Genomic DNA, 15138 nt, shown 5'->3' with positions numbered 1-15138 from the left:
CACCAGCTCAGGTAGGCACGTGTCCCGACGCAAGGGTGGCGACGGCCGGCTCACCGCCGCCCTCGACCCCCACGACCAGGGTCCTCAGGACCACTGCGGGGTCTTCGGTGTGTGGGCGCCGGGCGAGGACGTCGCGAAGCTGACGTACTTCGGCCTGTACGCGCTGCAGCACCGTGGCCAGGAGTCGGCGGGCATCGCGGTCAGCAACGGGCGCCAGATCCTGGTCTACAAGGACATGGGCCTGGTCAGCCAGGTCTTCGACGAGCCGACCCTCGAGTCGCTCAAGGGCCACGTGGCCATCGGTCACGCCCGCTACTCCACCACCGGTGCCTCGGTGTGGGAGAACGCGCAGCCGATCTTCAAGCCGACGCCGGACGGCTCCGTCGCCCTCGGTCACAACGGCAACCTGATCAACGTCTCCGAGATGCGCTCGGCCGTCGAGGCGCTGCCCGAGCACTCCGAGGGCCGCCACGCCCCGGTGTCGACCAACGACACCTCGCTGCTCACCGAGCTGCTCGCCTACCACCCCGACTCCTCCCTGGAGGCGCGCGCGCTGGAGGTGCTGCCGACGATCCGCGGCGCCTTCTCGCTGGTGTGGATGAACGAGGACACCTTGTTCGCCGCGCGTGACCCGCAGGGCATCCGCCCGCTGGTGCTCGGCCGTCTCGACCGCGGCTGGGTGATCGCGTCGGAGGACGCCGCGCTGGCCACCGTCGGTGCCTCCGTCGTCCGTGAGGTCGAGCCCGGCGAGATGATCATCATCGACGAGTCCGGCCTGCGCTCGGTGCGGTTCGCCGAGACCGACCGCAAGGGCTGCGTCTTCGAATACGTCTACCTCGCCCGCCCCGACGCCAACATCGCCGGGCGCAACGTCCACGAGTCCCGCGTCGAGATGGGCCGTGAGCTGGCCCGCGAGTTCCCGGTCGACGCCGACCTGGTCATCCCGGTGCCCGAGTCCGGCATCCCCGCCGCGACCGGCTACGCGCTGGAGAGCGGCCTGCCCTTCGGTCAGGCGTTCGTGAAGAACGGCTACGTGGGCCGGACCTTCATCCAGCCCTCCCAGACCCTGCGCCAGCTCGGCATCCGGCTCAAGCTGAACGTGCTCGAGCACATGGTGCGCGGCAAGAAGGTCGTCGTCGTCGACGACTCGATCGTGCGCGGCAACACCCAGCGCGCCCAGGTGCGGATGCTGCGTGAGGCCGGCGCCCTCGAGGTCCACGTGCGGATCTCCTCGCCGCCGGTCAAGTGGCCGTGCTTCTACGGCATCGACTTCGCCACCCGCGCCGAGCTGATCGCCAACGGTCTCTCCGTCGACGAGATCGCCGCCTCGGTCGGTGCCGATTCGCTCGGCTACATCTCCCTCGACGGGATGATCTCGGCGACCCGCCAGGAGCGCACCGCGCTGTGCACGGCCTGCTTCACCGGCGAATACCCCGTAGAGCTACCCGACGAGAGCATGCTCGGCAAGCACCTCCTCGAGGTCTCGCTGCAGTCCCCGACCGAGGGCAAGGCCCTGCCGGTCCTGAACAACCCGTGATCGGAGATCCACCAGTGAGCCAGACCGAGCCGACCAACGCGTACGCCGCAGCAGGTGTCGACATCCACGCCGGCGACCGCGCCGTGGATCTGATGAAGGTCTGGATCGAGAAGTCCCGGCGCCCCGAGGTGCTCGGCGGCGTCGGCGGCTTCGCCGGTCTCTTCGACGCCAGCGCCCTGAAGGCGTACGAGCGTCCGCTGCTGGCCACCTCGACCGACGGTGTCGGCACCAAGGTCGCGATCGCGCAGGCGCTGGACAAGCACGACACGATCGGGTTCGACCTGGTCGGCATGGTCGTCGATGACCTGGTCGTCTGTGGCGCCGAGCCGCTGTTCATGACCGACTACATCGCCACCGGGAAGGTCATCCCGGAGCGGGTTGCGGCGATCGTCAAGGGCATCGCCGAGGCCTGTGTCGAGGCCGGCTGCGCGCTGGTCGGTGGCGAGACCGCCGAGCATCCGGGTCTGCTGGCCGCCGACGAGTACGACGTGGCCGGCGCGGCCACGGGCGTCGTCGAGGCCGACAACCTGCTCGGTGCGAACCTGGTGAAGGCGGGCGACGTCGTCCTCGCCATGGAGGCATCTGGCCTGCACTCCAACGGCTTCTCGCTGGTCCGCCACGTGCTGCTCAACTCCGGCGCCTACACGCTCGACGCGCAGATCGCCGAGTTCGGCAGGACCCTGGGCGAGGAGCTGCTCACCCCGACCCGTGTCTACGCCAAGGCCTGCCTGGAGCTGGCCCGTGGGACGAAGACCCACGCGATGTCCCACGTCACCGGTGGCGGCCTCGCCGCCAACCTGGAGCGGGTCATGCCCGCGGAGCTCTCCGCGCGCATCGACCGCACCACCTGGACTCCGGCACCCGTCTTCGACCTCGTCCGCCGCACCGGCTCCGTGGCGCTGGAGGACCTGGAGATGACCCTCAACTGTGGCGTCGGCATGGTCGCGCTGATCGACCCCGAGGACGTCGACGAGGCCGTACGCATCCTGGCCGGCTACGACATCCGCGCCTGGGCCGCCGGTGAGGTCACCGACACCCCGGGTGGCAAGGTCGAGCTCACCGGCTCCTACGCCGGCTGGACCGCCTGAGGCTTCACGACGGACGAAGGGCGCCGGAGCGGATGCTCCGGCGCCCTTCGGCGTCTCTCGGCGCTACTTCTTGAAGACCTGCACCACTGACGGCCGCGGACCCGCGAACTCACCGACGGCGGCGGTGCCGTCCACGTAGTCCGGGAACAGCGAGTGCTGGTCGGCCCAGGAGCCGTCCTCACCAGGGTGCTGGACGGCGACGAAGACCGAGCCGTCCTTGTCGTGGATGACCGGACCACAGGTCTCGCTCTCGCGCGGGACCGACAGGAACTGCTGGACGTGGCCGCGCTCGCGTCCCTCCAGCGGGACCTTGAACAGCCCGTCGCACTTCTGGATCGTGCTCGGTGCGCCGTCCGTGGAGATCCACAGGTTGCCCTCGGAGTCGAAGGCGACGTTGTCGGGGCAGGAGATCGGCGAGACCTTGTCGACCGGGTAGCCGGCGAAGTAGGTCGACTTGTTGGTCGCCGGGTCGCCGGCGACGAGGAGCAGCGACCACGTGAAGGTGCCCGCGGCCGCGTCGTTGCGGGCCTCGGTGATCTCGACGATGTGGCCGTCACGGTTGGTGTTGCGCGGGTTGGGCTCGGTGGCCGACTCCTTGCCCACCTTGCCGCGGTCGGTGTTGTTGGTGCACGCGACGTACACCTTGCCGGTCTTCGGTGACGGCTCCACGTCCTCGCAACGGTCCATCTTGGTCGCGTTGACCTGGTCGGCGGCCAGGCGGGTGTAGACGAGCACGTCGGCCACCGTCATGCCCGGGACGCGGCTCGCGCCGTTCAGGACCAGCGGCACCCACTGGCCGTAGCCGTCGAACTTGCCGTCGGCCGGCAACGTGCCCGAGCCGTCGATCTCGGCCGGGGCCGAGTCGCCGAAGAGGCGCGCGACGTAGAGGTCGCCCTCGGTGAGCAGGTCGAGGTTCGCGGCGCGGTTGCGCGGGTTGTACGTGCCCTTGGAGACGAACTTGTAGAGGTAGTCGAACCGCTCGTCGTCGCCCATGTAGGCGACGGCGTGGCCGGACTTGGAGATGGTGACGTTGGCGCCCTCGTGCTTGAAGCGACCGAGGTTGGTGTGCTTGCGCGGCGTCGAGGTCGGGTCGGTGGGGTCGATCTCCACGATGTAGCCGAACCGGTTCGGCTCGTTCTCGTAGCCCGGCTTGCGGGCGTCCCAGCGGGCCTCGACGGTCTCGAAGCCGTACGTCGTCTTCGTCCCGCTCGCGAGGCCGTAGCGCTTGTCGCTCGCGCTGGTCCCGGCGGCCAGGAAGTAGCCGTTGAAGTTCTCCTCGCCGGTGAGGATCGTGCCCCACGGGGTGGTGCCGCCGGAGCAGTTGCCGACCATGCCGGAGATCGTCGTGCCGGTCGGGTCGTCGACCGTCTTGAGCAGGTCGGAGCCGGCGGCCGGGCCGGTCGCTTTGAAGGTCGTGGTGGCGGTGATCCGGCGGTTCTTGGGGGCACCCTGGACGTACGTCCACTTCTTGCCCTTGCGGGAGCGCTCCAGCTCCACGATCGAGAAGCCGTGAGCGGCCATGGCGATCTTCACGGCCTCGGTCGGGTCGATGTCCGGCGGGAACATGATGCCGGCGTTGACGTACTCGTGGTTGTTGCAGAGCAGCGCCTTGGTGCCGGCGCTGTTGGTCACGATGATGTCGAGGTAGTCCGAGTTGTAGCCGAAGGCGAGCTCCTGCTTCGCGGCGGTCTGCGCGGAGGCGTCGAAGGGCTCACCACCGGCCAGGATCGGGTCGCCCCAGCGCAGGATCGGCTCCCAGGTGTAGCCGCGCGGCACGACCAGCTCGTCGACCGTGGCGTCGACCGGCGAGATCGGCGCGAAGGGCAGGTTGCCGGGGCGACCGCTGCCGCGGCCGGCCTGGATGCCGCCCGAGGCGACCGGACCGGTCACAGCGGCCGCGGCGGCGGGTGAGGTGGCGCCCAGGGCGATCGCGCCCGCGCTGATGCCCGCGAACCCCAGCATCTTGCGGCGGCTGAACACCGAACCCGCGATGTCGCGGAAGTACTCGTTGTCGGAGGTGTTGGGCACGGGCTTGGCACACGCGCTGTCGCACTTGAGGGCGCAGGTCACGGCGCTGCGCTTGCCGCGCGTGTGGCCGCTCATGGGCAGCAGCGACAACATGGTGCGGCGGCCGTTCGTCACGGCGGGGGCACCTTCGTCGCTGCACGAGGGGCAGGCGGTGTCGGTCTGGATGTCGCTCAGTTCGGTCACTGCAGTTCCGTTCAAGACGCGTGGTGTCAGGTCTCCCGAGAATCGGAAGGGAGGCTATGCGCGGCGAGACAACCGTCCGACCCCTCAATCTGTCGTCCGGGTGAACGGCGAATGACGAGTCGTCAGGCTCAGATTCGTGTGACGTCAGTAACATTCGCTGCTAGCGAACGGATTTTCGACACCCCGGCGTGCGGATTCTTGGCATGAACCGGTAGCGTTATCCCTACGAGAAACCTGTGAACAGCCCGGGACTATCCCGGCCAAGTGCGACGAGGGGGCTGGACCCTATGGGGCGCGGCCGAGCGAAAGCCAAGCAGACGAAGGTCGCACGCGACCTGAAGTACCGGACCTATGAGACGGACTTCGGGGCCCTTGCGCGCGAACTTCATGGTGATGAAGACACCGGTCAGACGACGGAGAAGTCCGATCAGAAGCCGGACGACTACGACGACTGGTCGGACTACGACGCGGGATCCTCGCGCGACTAGGGTTTGTCGACCAACGGTGGCAACGCCTTGGTCGACATCCCCTCAGACTGATCGGCCCCGGGTCGATCGGCTCAGGACAACCTCCCCGTGAGTGCCGTAGCCAGGTAGCCGGCCGCCGTAGGGCGTGCCGTCGAAGGCGACGTGCAACCACTCGTCGTCCCCCACCGGGATCAGCGTGGGCCACGGAAGGTTCGAGACGTACGCCGAGCGGAGCTCTGCGACCTCATTGAGGTCGAGGTCGAAGATCGGGTAGCGAGCACGGACGTGACGTGGGTTGTCGCGTCCGTCGCTGGCGCCGACGACGACCGTGCCGCCCAGCGGTACGAGCGTGGTGCCCTCGGTGGCCGTCCGGTCGGTTCGCGCTGCCCGCAGGCTGAGCGTGTCCAGGCTCGGCCCGCCGGCGAGCACGGGATGGAAGTCGAAGTACTTCTTGGCGCTGACGTAGCCGACCAGCCACTCGCCGTCGCGGCGTAGGAGGTGGGGGTCCCAGACCCCGACCGACCTGCTGTGCCGGCTCTCGGCGCTCTCGGGGCTCTCGGTCGGCAGGACGAGCGGGGTCGAGTCGAGGACGTGCTCGCCTCGGGTCAGGTCGGCGCGTGAGTGTGCGATCGTGACCCCGACCGGGCTCCAGGGCTTGCTGGGGTCGGTCTTGTCCGGGGCCTTGAAACCTCCCCAGGTGCTCGTCGCGACCAGCCACTCGTCGCCGTCGCGCACGAGGTGGGTCGCGTGGTCGCCGTAGACCAGGTCGTCCCTGCGGAAGTAGAGCGCCCCGCGGTGGACGAGGTCGTACGTCACCGGGTCCAGCGCCCACACCGAGGTGTGCGCCGTCGGGAAGAAGCCCGGCCCGGCGCTGGTGGCGGTGAGCAGCAGGGTGCCGTCATCCTCGTGGAACGGCGAGCCGTCGGCGTACGTCACCACCCGGATGTCGCGCAGGCCGAGCTGCCCGAAGGCGCCGCTGCGTACCTCCCCGGCCGAGCCCTCGTGGCCTGCGGTCAGGCCGGCGAGCCACGACTCCTTCCGCGGCTCGATCCCGACCTCGGTGAGGTCGACCTGCGCTCTGGCCACCCAGCCGTCGTCCTTGTAGGCCATCGCGGTCAGCATCGTCCCGGTCAGCGTCAGCGCGAACCGGGCCACCCCGCGACCGACCCGGCCGTGGCGCCGGCTCACGTGAGACGTACGCCGTGACCCCGTCGCCACCGACAGCTTTACTCGCCGCCCGTCGTAGACACCGGTGAGCACATCCCCACCCGAGGTGAAGCTGAGCGATACCGGGCCGTCACAGACAGCCTCGATCGCGGCGTTGGCCGCGGGCCGGGAGAAGGTGCTGGACTCGACCGTGATCGTGACGGGGCGCTGGCGACGTACGACCTTGAATTCGGGGAACATCGGCTCCAGTCTTCCGGGCGCTTGGGGACAGGCCTAACGCAGCCCCCGGACATAGGCAGTGGCCCGGCGCAGGTCGTGGAGCCGCGCCTCCCAGGTGATGCCGAGGAAGAGCAGCAGGAGTCCGGCCGCACCGAGCACCCACCACTGCTGGAGCGTCTGCGCCGACGGCATCTGGGCCAGGGCCAGGACGGAGGCGACCACGGCGCCACCGACCAGGGGTGCCGCCCAGCGCAGCAAGGCGCCGCCGATGATGAAGGCCAGGCAGGCGAGGCCGAGCACCGCGGTCCGCATCGAGACCGGGTCCTCGAGGGCCGCCGGTACGGACGGGATGAGCGCGAGGAAGACGCCCGGCCCGAGCACCGGCAGCGAGGCGACCTCCCGGTCGAGGCGGAGCTTGACCACGCCGAAGACGACCAGCGCGATCGCGGGCGGCAGGGTGTAGTACTCCCAGGTCGTGACCGAGGTGTCGGCCAGCCGGATCCACAGCGCGATGGTGGCAAGGCCGGCGCCGACCCACCCCAGCCAGCGACGCTCGTGGTGGGCGATCGCGTGCGCGGAGACGGCGGCGGCGGCGAGGATCAGCAGGGTGCTCAGCCAGGGGAGATCGACCCCGCGGGAACCGACCGCGGTCGGCCCGTCCGGGGTCAGGACGATCTCGGGGCCGAGGCTGACCGTGCCGACGACGATCGTGACGACCGCGGCGACCGCGGCGGTGATCTCGGCCGAGGGCAGCAGCCGGAAGATGGTGACGACGGCCAGGATGACGATGATCCCGGCAGCGGCGTACGGCTGGGGGATGTCGTTGAGGTTGGCGAACATCCAGCAGAACGCGGTCAGCGTGACGATCCAGTAGGGAGCGGTGACGGCCTTGGTCTGCAGCTCCTGGGTGAGCCGGTCCACGGCGACCGCCGCGACGGTGAGCACTCCGGCCACCACCAGCGCCAGCAGCTCGTTGGTGAAGGCGGCACCGAGCGATCCGAGGCCGAGCAGACCGGCGACCGTGAGCCGTGGCCCGGACTGCTGCGGATCGTGACGCAGGATCGTCGCGATGCACATGACGCCGGCGATCAGCAGCAGGATCGCCAGCCAGTCGGTGTCGAGCGTCCAGGACTCACCGAAGGCGCCCAACCCGATCGACACCGCGGCGCCGGCGGCGGCCGCTGCCTCGATCGCGGGGCTGCGGCGTACGAGCACGATGACGCCCATCGCCACGACGACCACCACCGCGGTGTAGGGACGCTCGATGTCGGCCAGCCGGGCCGCCTGCCACACGGCAGCGGTCAGCGCGAGGATCCAGTAGGCGGTCGCGACCTCCCGGGTCGTGCCGGACTGGACGCGGTCGACGATGAGGCCGAGGGCGGTGAGGATGAGGGTCACGGACAGCGCGAGCACGTCGCCGGAGAGCACCGCGGCCGTGGCCGCGCCGAGGCCGACGGTGCCTGCCACGGCCAGCGCGGGAGGCTGGCGGTGGTGCAGGCCGATGGCCGCGGCGAGGATGGTGGCGATGGTCAGCAGGACCGCCGCCCAGGTGACGTCGACCGCGCCGATCCCGATCGAGATCGCGGCGCAGGCCACGGCCGCCCACCAGCCCGACCCCCGGAAGCGGAAGAGCGTGATCAGTCCGAGGACCGTGACGATCACGCACGCGGCCCACTGCCGCTCCGCGTCGATCAGCGGGGCGAGCGACCACAGGCCGAGGGCGAGCGTCACGACCGAGTAGCTGGCGGTGACCTCACGATCGGCGCCGAGCAGACCCTGACCCGCGTACGCGGCCACCGCCGCCAGGGCGAGTGCGACGACCACGGTGAGCAGGTCGCTGGGCAGGGCCGCGGCGAGCGCGACCAGCCCGAAGATGCCCGCGGCGAGCAGCCGCGGCCACCGCTCCGCCCACCAGGCGAGCGCGACGGCGACGCCGAGCAGCAGCAGCGCCGGGATCAGCAGCGGGGCGCTGTAGCAGGCGGCCGTGATCGCGAGCCCGGAGAGACCGCCGGAGAAGGTGATCCAGCCGACCGTGGGCCGGTAGGTGCGGAACGCGGGCGGGTTGAACCGGAAGAGCCAGGCGGTGCCGAGGGCGAGGATCGGGAGCATCGCCGGCAGCGTCAGCCAGCCCGGCAGCAACGGCTCCGGACCGGTGACCGGGGAGAACGCGGACTCGGTCCAGGGCACGGCGGCGAGCCGGACGGCGGCAGAGACCGCCAGGACGAGGACGGTGATGCCCAGGCCCACGGCGTACGGCGTCAACGCGGCGGCGGCCCAGCGCCAAGGCCGGGGGAGCGCGACGAGTGCGCCGGCGGCGACCAGGGTGACCACCACGGCCACGACCGTCAGGGTGACCGCGCCGTCATCGAGAGCGGGCTGGGTGAAGGTGTAGGCGGCGATCAGGAGAGACACCCCGACCATCGCGACCTTGGCGTCCTTGGGCAGCGGGAACAGCAGCGCCACGACCGTCAGCACCGCGGCGGCGCCGAGCAGCAGCGGCAGGGTGCCGCCTGTCAGCAGCTCTGAACCGGTCAGCGCGGGATCGGTCAGGCCGCGGACGAGCAGCATCAGCCAGAAGCCGGCCATCACGACCATCGAGCCGATGGTCAGCGCCTGCAGGTCGGTCTTGCTCGCCACGATCACCACGACGAGAGCGATGACCGCTGCGACCAGCGGGAACCAGATCAGGTCGGAGATGAGCTCGAGACCGATCAGGGCGGTGAGTACGCCGGCGGCGGCCGCCACCTGTGGCCCGATCACCGCGGTGAGCTTCTCGCTGCGCGCGCCGATCAGGGACATCGCGGTGCCGGCCAGGAAGACGACCACGCCGACGATGACCAGGAATCCACGGTCCCAGGCGACTCCGTCGAGCCAACCGGCGTACTTCATCCCGGCTACGTCCAGGGCGAGCAGGCCCAGCGCGAGCGTCCAGACTCCTTCGGTGCCGGCGCGCAGCTCGAGATGCATCAGCAGCGCGCCGCCGATGGTGAAGAGGGCGGTGAAGACGACCAGCATCGTGGTGCGGCCGCCGACGCCCATCGTGGCCCAGGCGACCGCGAGGAAGATGACGCCCGCGACCAGCAGGAAGAGCACGCCGACGCCGACCAGGATCAGCGGCACCGTGATCGGTGCCCGCCGGGCGACCGGAGCGCCGGGGAACGGCGCCGGTCCGGCCATGGCGGTCGCGGCAGGGGCCGGGGGCGGCGCCGGGAGGGGTGTGGCCTCGGGCTCGGGCTGGATCTGCGGCGGCGCCGAGGGAGGCGCGGAGACCGGCACCGGAGCGGGCGGCGGGGTCCGTCGCGCGGCTCGGCTCGCCTCCTCTCGGATCGAGCGCAACCGGGTCATGAGTACGTCGGCCCGCAGCAGGGTGCCGTAGAGCTCTTGTGCGACGGCGTTCTCCAGCGGTAGCCCACAGTGCGGGCAGGGGCTGGTGCCGGGCTCGAAGGCCTCCCGGCAGTCGGGGCAGCGACCAGGATCGGCGTACTTCACAGCCAGCCATCCTTGCGTAGTTCCGCCGATGCGCGTGCGGGAAACGCAGGGTGTGCGCTGAGACTTGATCCGGAATGACAACCGGCTTCGACCCATAACTGCAGGTCGAAGCCGGTTGTTGCTTGTGGGCAGGGGCGGGGTCGAACCGCCGACCTATCACTTTTCAGGCGATCGCTCGTACCAACTGAGCTACCTGCCCAAGCGAGATGAAACATTACCGGAAGCGCCCGCGACGTTCCGAATCGGGACCCGAAACCGGACGTACGGCCTCGCTTTGGCGGCCTCGGACGCAGACCTCTAGGATGTCCCGGCAGGCCCCCTTCGTCTAGCGGCCCAGGACCCCGCCCTTTCACGGCGGTAGCGCCGGTTCGAATCCGGTAGGGGGTACACAGTCTTTCCATGTCCCGAGTCTCGCCGCGCGAGCGCCCGGCCGGCATCCGCACGGATACTCATATCCAGGACGCACCGGGTCGCGTGGATGCGACACTTCCCAGCATGACTGCCAGCGTGAGTGCGTGGACGTCGCCAGCGGCGATCGAGGTCGAGAGCCGGCTCTTCCGGGCGCTGGCGGTGTTGCGCGTGGTCGTGCTCATCAACGCGCTCGGGCTGACCGTCTACCGCGCCGCCAACTTCGACCCGCCCGCGGCCGCGCTGGTCTGCGCGCTCGTCATGGTGGGGTGGACCGTCTTCGCCCTCTGGGCGTACGCCGACCCACACCGCCGCACAGCGGTTCTCGTCGGTGCGGACCTGGCGATCGCGCTCGGACTTCTGCTCGTGACCCCGCTGGTGAAGGGGCCGGGATTCCAGGCGAGCGTGCCGGGGTTCTGGGTGAGCGGCGCGCTGCTCGCTTGCGCGATCCACTACCGCTGGATCGGCGGGCTGCTGGCCGGTGTCGCGCTGGCGGCGGTCGACCTCGGGCTGCGTCAGGAGATCGACCAGTCGATCTACGGCAATGCGTTCCTGCTGCTCATCGGGGGTCCGGTGGTCGGCTACATGTGCGAGTCGGTGCAGCGGATGGCGTTGGAGCGGGACGAGGCCGAGCGTGCGGCCGCGCGGGCCGAGGAGCGGGCCCGGCTCGCCCGGGCGGTCCACGACGGGGTGCTCCAGGTCCTCGCCCTGGTCCAGCGCCGCGGCGGTGAGCTGGGTGGTGACGCCGCCGAGCTCGGCAGGCTGGCGGGGGAGCAGGAGCGGGAGCTGCGTGCGCTGATCCGTGGCGAGCAGCCCGGCCGGGGTCCGGCCGCCGGGATGGGGGACCTCGCCGCAGCTCTGGCCGAGCTCGAGACCGGCACCGTGACCGTGTCCGGACCCGCGACCGCCGTCGAGATGCCCGCCCACCAGGCCGAGGAGATCGTCGCCGCGACCCGCGCAGCCCTGGACAACGTACGCCGTCACGTCGGTGAGGACGCCCGTGCCTGGGTGCTCCTGCAGGCATTCCCCGACCACGTCGAGGTCTCAGTGCGTGACGACGGCCCGGGCATCGCGGAGGGCAGGGTCGTCGAGGCGGGGGCGCAGGGCAGGCTCGGCATCAGCGAGTCGATCCGTGGCCGGATCGAGGACCTCGGCGGCCAGGCGGAACTGATCACCGGAGCAACCGGGACCGAGTGGGAGCTCACGGTCCCCCGAACAGGAGTGGATGCATGAGCAGAGTGATGGTCGTCGACGACCACCCGATGTGGCGCGACGCGGTCGAGCGCGACCTGACCGGTGCGGGGTTCGAGGTCGTGGCCACCGCCAGCACCGGCCGTGAGGCGATCACCCGGTTCGCCGCGACCCGGCCGGAGGTGGTCGTGCTCGACCTGCAGATCCCCGAGCCCGACGGTGTCCAGGTCACCACCGAGATCATCTCGCTGCACCCGATGGCCAAGGTCCTCATCCTCTCCGCCTCCGGCGAGCAGAACGACGTGCTCGCGGCGGTCAAGGCCGGCGCGACCGGCTACCTGGTCAAGTCCGCCTCCCGCGACGAGCTCCTGGACGCCGTACGCCGTGTCGCAGCGGGCGACCCGGTCTTCACCCCCGGCCTCGCCGGTCTCGTCCTGGGCGAGTTCCAGCACAGCGCCGCCACCGAGGTGCGTGGCGACAAGCCCACGCTCACCGACCGCGAGACCGAGATCCTCAAGCTCGTCGCCAAGGGTCTGAGCTACCGCCAGATCGCCGACCGGCTCGTGCTCTCTCATCGCACGGTCCAGAACCACGTGCAGAACACGCTGCGTAAGTTGCAGATGCACAACCGGGTCGAGCTCACTCGGTACGCCATCGAGCAGGGGTTGGACGCCGACTGATGTCCTGCTCGGTGGCGCCTTGGGCCCTTCATTGACGGTGCGTTTTGTTGGTGTGTTTTGGGGGACTGCTTGCCGCCGACCCTTGCTTGGAGGGTGTTCTCGGCGGCGTCCGGAGTAAAGGACGGCCTGCGGCCGCCGGCTTCGCCGGTCGCCTTCGGCGATCCTTGACACCGGCCGTCGCCGAGAAAGATTTGGCTGGTTATCGGGCCGGCGGCAGGGGTTTGGCGCGACGGTCTTGGTTGGGCACGGGCTTGGGACGGGTGGCTGGCCGGTGGGGTGAACGAACTTTCGTTCGGGCCCGGGCACCCCTCGCCGGAGGGGGCGGTCCTGGTGCGGTGGTGGGGTGAACGAACTTTCGTTCGCCTCGGAAACAGCTACCTCCGGAGGAGCCGACACCAGGCGACCGGCGTATGCCGGCGGCCGCAGGCCGTCCTTGACTCCGGGGCAGGTCGAGAAATAATCGAGAAACGGGTCGGCGGCCCACGCCCGCCCGAAGAAACCGTCACCCGACAGACCCATAAGAGAGAATCCAAAGGTGGTCTCGCTCCTCTACCTTCACGGCGTCGGCAACGGCGACCCCCGCGACGCCTGGCGCCGCGCGCTCGACAAGTCGCTGCAGGATGCCGGCTATCCGGGGCTCGACGACGTCGAGGTGATCGCCCCGAAGTACCCCGATGTGCTGCGCACCGACGACGGTGACAAGACCATCAAGATCCCGCCGGTCACGACGCCGAGGCTGAGCGCCGCCGACCAGCGGGACGTACGCCGCCGGGTCGAGCGCGCGACGGCCGACCTCGAGACGATCCTCGGCGAGCCCGTGCCCGCCTCCCCGGTCGGCGTGACCGACTCGTTCGCGCCGATCGTGCTGCGGGTGCTCCGCCAGGCGCACAACTACGTGACCAAGCCCGGCATCCGGGCACGGACGCTGCGCATCGTGCTCGACGAGCTTCCCGAGGAGGGGGAGATCGTCATCGTCGGCCACAGCCTCGGCTCGATCATCGCGATCGACCTGCTCCGCCGGCTCCCGCCCAAGCTGACGGTCACCGGCCTGGTGACGATCGGCAGCCCGGCCGCCCACCCGAACCTCCACGAGGACTCCGACCGGCTGGAGATGAAGGCGCCCGTGGACCATGTCGGCTGGTGGGTCAACGTCTGGAGCAACGGGGACGCGGTGACCGGCCTGCGCGGCATCTGGCGCCACTTCCCCTGGGCCCTCGACCTCCAGGTCGGGCTCGGCCTCGACCACCGCACCACGACCTACCTCCGCTCCAAGCCGGTCGCCACCGCGATCGGGCGCGGTCTGTTCGGCTCCCTCAGCAAGGAGGTCGCGGTCGTCGAGGGCACCCCCGACGTATCCCTGAACTCCCTCGAGGTGCGGCTGGCGCTGTGGCTCGCCTATGCCCAGTTCCTCCGCGACCACCTCAAGGGAGCGACCCAGGAGCGCTTCGGTGCCGCCCTGCGCGTCGTCCAGCACGAGGTCCTGGAGCGGCTGATCGAGAACTACCAGACCGACGATGTACGCATCCCGCAACAGCTCCTCGACCTGCGCGTCTCGCTCGATGCTCCCGGTGACCTGCCCCGGCCCAAGCCGCTGACCCAGCTCTCCAAGGAGGAGGCCGTCCTCGCCCTGGTCGCGCTCGCGACCGCCAACCCGGTGCGGCCCTATGAGATCGACGTCCCCGACGACGTACGCCGCCAGGCCTTCCACGACCTGACGGTCTGGATGGGGCTCGGGGGAGGGCTCGGTGAGAACCTCCACATCGCGATGCAGTCCGCCTCCAAGGCGGTCTACCCGGTCGACCAGTGGAAGCTGTGGGTCGGCATCGGCATCGGCGCCGCCGTGCTGGTCGCCGGACCGATCGGGCTCGCCCTCGCCACCCCCGCCGGGCTCGCCGGGGGAGCGGCCATCATCGGCGCGCTCTCCGCCTTCGGCCCCGGCGGGATGGTCGGCGGACTCGTCACCGCGGGTGCGATCACCACCACCGGCGCCGGCACGATTGCCGCCACCCTCGTCTCCAGCTCGTCCACCGCCGAGGACGTCGAGGTCACCGTCATCCAGCTCCTCACCGCCGCGATCCTGCGCTCCCGTGAAGGCCTCGAGCAGGACCTCGGGGTCTGGCTCGCGATGTCCGAGATCCAGCGTCAGACCGGGCGCGAGGTCGCCCGGCTCGCGGCCTACAGCGACGACAAGGCTCCCGGTGTCGAGGCCCTCCGGCGCAAGGCTCGCGCGGCCGAACGCGCCATGGCCTACATGGTCAAGAACCGGCTCGTGGAAGGCCTCACCGACGAGGAACCCAAGGGCGATGAGCCCTTCGAGGAGTAGGACGCCTCCCCGATTGTGAATCCCCCGCACCCATGGGCTATGTTTTTCCCGTTGCCGCAGACAGCGGAAACAACAAGGCCCTGTAGCGCAGTTGGTTAGCGCGCCGCCCTGTCACGGCGGAGGTCGCGAGTTCAAGTCTCGTCAGGGTCGCGGACGAATCAAAGAGGACGTGTGTCGCAGAAAGCGACCACGTCCTCTTCGTCATTTACATTGCGGCCTTCGGCCGCGGCGGGGGATATCCCCCGCACCCCCTTAGCCCCTCAGGGGAGAGTGTTTCGGGTTCGTCCGCTGGTCGAGCCGCCGGAGCCGCTGGGCGGAGGCGTGTCGAGACCAACACGGTGCGATGGAGTGCGAACTG

9 protein-coding genes and 3 tRNA genes are annotated in these 15138 nt (G+C 70.2%); 8 read left to right on the top strand and 4 right to left on the bottom strand.

The window, feature by feature from the left end; translation table 11 throughout:
* Positions 1–19 precede the first annotated feature (19 nt).
* Positions 20–1537 (top strand): amidophosphoribosyltransferase, encoded by a 1518-nt coding sequence (gene purF / locus ACFV9G_RS11120; RefSeq protein ID WP_378727539.1) that lies wholly within the window; start codon positions 20–22, stop codon positions 1535–1537.
* A 14-nt stretch (positions 1538–1551) separates the two neighbouring features.
* Positions 1552–2625 carry a phosphoribosylformylglycinamidine cyclo-ligase gene (gene purM, locus ACFV9G_RS11115; protein WP_378727537.1) on the top strand — a complete coding sequence of 358 codons (1074 nt, stop codon included), beginning with the start codon at positions 1552–1554 and terminating at the stop codon, positions 2623–2625.
* 63 nt (positions 2626–2688) lie between these two features.
* On the opposite strand, the gene ACFV9G_RS11110 is transcribed toward purM, so the two are convergent.
* The gene (locus ACFV9G_RS11110; protein WP_378727536.1) at positions 2689–4836 is read right to left on the bottom strand and encodes a PhoX family protein; all 2148 of its coding nucleotides are present in this window, start codon (positions 4834–4836) and stop codon (positions 2689–2691) included.
* Positions 4837–5123: 287 nt separating this feature from the next.
* Here ACFV9G_RS11110 and ACFV9G_RS11105 point away from each other — a divergent pair, with 287 nt between their 5' ends.
* Positions 5124–5324: a DUF3073 family protein gene (locus tag ACFV9G_RS11105; RefSeq protein WP_378727534.1), complete on the top strand. Its 201-nt coding sequence runs from the start codon at positions 5124–5126 to the stop codon at positions 5322–5324.
* Between the two features lie 42 nt (positions 5325–5366).
* On the opposite strand, the gene ACFV9G_RS11100 is transcribed toward ACFV9G_RS11105, so the two are convergent.
* The 3 genes from ACFV9G_RS11100 to ACFV9G_RS11090 form a co-directional block, all read right to left on the bottom strand.
* Positions 5367–6710 carry a hypothetical protein gene (locus ACFV9G_RS11100; RefSeq protein ID WP_378727533.1) on the bottom strand — a complete coding sequence of 448 codons (1344 nt, stop codon included), beginning with the start codon at positions 6708–6710 and terminating at the stop codon, positions 5367–5369.
* A 33-nt stretch (positions 6711–6743) separates the two neighbouring features.
* On the bottom strand, positions 6744–10178 hold the full coding sequence (locus ACFV9G_RS11095; protein WP_378727531.1) for an SCO7613 C-terminal domain-containing membrane protein: 3435 nt from the start codon (positions 10176–10178) through the stop codon (positions 6744–6746).
* 125 nt (positions 10179–10303) lie between these two features.
* A tRNA-Phe gene (locus ACFV9G_RS11090) sits at positions 10304–10377 on the bottom strand.
* Positions 10378–10492: 115 nt separating this feature from the next.
* Between ACFV9G_RS11090 and ACFV9G_RS11085 the strand changes: the two genes are divergently transcribed.
* The 5 genes from ACFV9G_RS11085 (at position 10493) to ACFV9G_RS11065 (ending at position 14930) form a co-directional block, all read left to right on the top strand.
* Positions 10493–10565 (top strand) — tRNA-Glu (locus tag ACFV9G_RS11085).
* Between the two features lie 108 nt (positions 10566–10673).
* The gene (gene macS / locus ACFV9G_RS11080; RefSeq protein WP_378727529.1) at positions 10674–11819 is read left to right on the top strand and encodes a MacS family sensor histidine kinase; all 1146 of its coding nucleotides are present in this window, start codon (positions 10674–10676) and stop codon (positions 11817–11819) included.
* Positions 11816–12457, top strand: coding sequence for a response regulator (locus ACFV9G_RS11075; RefSeq protein ID WP_378727527.1), 642 nt, complete (start codon positions 11816–11818; stop codon positions 12455–12457). Before macS ends, ACFV9G_RS11075 begins: the two co-directional genes overlap by 4 nt.
* 535 nt (positions 12458–12992) lie before the next feature.
* Entirely contained in the window at positions 12993–14780 is a 1788-nt protein-coding gene (locus ACFV9G_RS11070) for a hypothetical protein (RefSeq protein ID WP_378727525.1), read from the top strand.
* Between the two features lie 76 nt (positions 14781–14856).
* Positions 14857–14930, top strand: a tRNA-Asp gene (locus ACFV9G_RS11065).
* Positions 14931–15138 lie beyond the last annotated feature (208 nt).

Source organism: Nocardioides sp. NPDC059952, from assembly GCF_042730435.1.
Taxonomy (GTDB): Bacteria; Actinomycetota; Actinomycetes; order Propionibacteriales; family Nocardioidaceae; genus Nocardioides.
This window is presented reverse-complemented; position numbering and strand designations above follow the sequence as displayed.

Coding starts and splice junctions, on each gene's coding strand:
- macS (WP_378727529.1), top strand. CDS start 10,674: ATGACTGCCAGCGTGAGTGCGTGGACGTCGCCAGCGGCGATCGAGGTC.
- ACFV9G_RS11105 (WP_378727534.1), top strand. CDS start 5,124: ATGGGGCGCGGCCGAGCGAAAGCCAAGCAGACGAAGGTCGCACGCGAC.
- ACFV9G_RS11100 (WP_378727533.1), bottom strand. CDS start 6,710: ATGTTCCCCGAATTCAAGGTCGTACGTCGCCAGCGCCCCGTCACGATC.
- ACFV9G_RS11075 (WP_378727527.1), top strand. CDS start 11,816: ATGAGCAGAGTGATGGTCGTCGACGACCACCCGATGTGGCGCGACGCG.